1 pseudogene is annotated in these 229 nt (G+C 59.8%); it reads right to left on the bottom strand.

The features are described 5' to 3' along the window. Positions 1 to 229 (bottom strand): annotated as a pseudogene (locus tag SB786_RS38015) (acetyl-CoA C-acyltransferase); the annotation flags it as partial.

Here is a 229-nt window from a genome sequence, read left to right as displayed (position 1 = left end):
CTTTCCAGGTTGGCATCGGCACGGATACCTTCATCGCGACTGAATAGAAGGGGTTCGCCCTTGCGTTGCGGCACACTGACCGGGACGACTTCGGCTTCGAACCGGCCTTCGGCCCAGGCTTGTGCTGCTCGACGGTGGCTTTCAATCGCGTAGGCATCGCTGGCCTCACGGCTGATGCCATAGCTGCGGGCAAGATTTTCTGCCGTTTCGATCATCCCGGAGATGAAGC

This window comes from Burkholderia sp. SIMBA_062 (assembly GCF_046534765.1).
Taxonomy (GTDB): Bacteria; Pseudomonadota; Gammaproteobacteria; order Burkholderiales; family Burkholderiaceae; genus Burkholderia; species Burkholderia ambifaria.
Note: the sequence above shows the minus strand (reverse complement) of the source record. Positions and strands in the feature narration are given on the sequence as shown.